The organism is Streptomyces sp. NRRL WC-3618 (assembly GCF_001280005.1).
In the GTDB taxonomy this organism is placed as follows: domain Bacteria; phylum Actinomycetota; class Actinomycetes; order Streptomycetales; family Streptomycetaceae; genus Streptomyces.
On sequence record NZ_LGDW01000215.1, the window covers coordinates 1 to 1,807 of the forward strand.

The following is a 1,807-nucleotide window of genomic DNA, read 5'->3' on the forward strand; positions in this document are numbered from 1 at the left end:
GACACTGTTGGCGAATCCGGGGCCCTGAACGTGACGTCGGCCTTCGCGACCCGTTGTGGTCGTGAAGGCCGACGTTGTGTTTTGGGGAGGGTGTCGGTGTCGTTGCAGGCCAGGAAGGTCGACGGGGTTCCTGAGGAGACGGCCCGGGTGGCGCGGGCTGCGTTTCCGAAGGGCAGCTTGGCGATGAGGATCCGTGACGAGCTGGGCGAGCTGTTCTCGGACGCGGACTTCGCCGGGCTGTACCCGAGCAGGGGGAAGCCGGCGTGGTCGCCGGGCAGGCTGGCGCTGGTGTCGGTCATGCAGTTCGCCGAGGGCCTGTCGGACCGGCAGGCCGCCGACGCGGTGCGCGGACGGCTGGACTGGAAGTACCTCCTCGGGCTGGAGCTGGCCGATCCGGGGTTCGACCACTCGGTACTTACCGAGTTCAGGGACCGGCTGATCGCGGGAGACGCCGGGATCAACCTCCTGGACCGGGTCTTGGAGGCCGCCGCGGAGCACGGCCTGCTCAAGGCCGGTGGCCGTGCGCGCACGGACTCCACGATCGTGCTGTCCGCCGCGCGGCAGATCAACGGGCTGGTACGGCTCGGTGAGACCCTGCGGGCCGCGTTGAACAGCGTGGCCGCCTGCGAGCCGGAGTGGCTGGCCGCCTGGGCACCGTCCGACTGGTTCGACCGGTACGCGATCCGGTTCGAGGACACCCGCCTGCCCAAGGGGAAAGCCAAACAGACCGAGCTGATCGAGCAGATCGGCACCGACGGGCTGAGCCTGCTGACGGCCCTGCACGGACCGGACGCCCCTGCGTCCCTGCGGCTGCTGGACCGGGTCCAGACGCTGCGGCAGATGTGGATCCAGCAGTACTTCGTCGACGACGGGCAGGTCCGCCGCCGGGACCTCAAGGACCGCCCGCCGGGCGCGGAGCGGCTGGTCACGCCCTACGACACCGACGCCCGCGGGAGCGTGAAGCGCGGCACCTTCTGGGACGGCTACAAGGTCCACCTCACCGAGACTTGCGAGCCGGACAGCCCGAACCTGATCACCCACGTTGCCACCACCGACTCCACCGTCCAGGACGTGCGCCTGGTCGCCCCGATCCACGCCCACCTCGCCCAGCGCGACCTCCTGCCCGACCGGCACCTGGTCGACGCCGGCTATGCGACCGCGCGGGAAGTGGTCACCGCCCGCCGGGACCACAAGATCGACCTGGTGGGGCCGATCCTCGCGTCCACCAGCTGGCAGACCAAGGACGCCGAGGGCTTCTCCCAGGCCGACTTCACGATCGACTGGGACAACCGGCGGGTGACCTGCCCCAACGGCAAGACCACCAGCAACTGGCGGGAAGACCGCTCCCAGCAGGGGGCAGCCGTGGTCCGAGCAAGGTTCCCGATGGGGCTCTGTCGTCCCTGCAAGGACCGCGAGCAGTGCACCCGCGCCGGAGCGACGGCCACCATGGGCCGCCGGATCACCCTGCGCCCCCAGGCGGAGCAGGAGGTAATCCAGCAGGCACGAGCCCAAGAAGACACCCAGGAGTGGAAGGAGCAGTACGCACACCGGGCCGGTGTCGAAGGCACCATCTCCCAGGGAGTACGGGCCTTCGGCCTGCGACGATGCCGCTATCGCGGGCTGGCCAAGGCACAGCTCCAACACCAGCTCACCGCCACCGCGATGAACTTCCACCGCCTCAACGCCTGGTGGACTGACATCCCACGAGCCCGCACTCGCACATCACACCTGGCATCCCTCCGGCCCGCCGAGTAGGACTCGGCGGGCCGGAACGGAGATCAACGGGCTGGATTCGCCAACAGTGTCG

At 69.6% G+C, this 1,807-nt stretch carries 1 protein-coding gene; it reads left to right on the plus strand.

Features of this window, described 5'->3' with window-relative positions; translation table 11 throughout:
• The first annotated feature begins 96 nt into the window (after positions 1–96).
• The gene (locus ADL01_RS19815) at positions 97–1,755 is read left to right on the plus strand and encodes an IS1182 family transposase (protein ID WP_078960638.1); all 1,659 of its coding nucleotides are present in this window, start codon (positions 97–99) and stop codon (positions 1,753–1,755) included.
• The last annotated feature ends 52 nt before the right edge of the window (positions 1,756–1,807 follow it).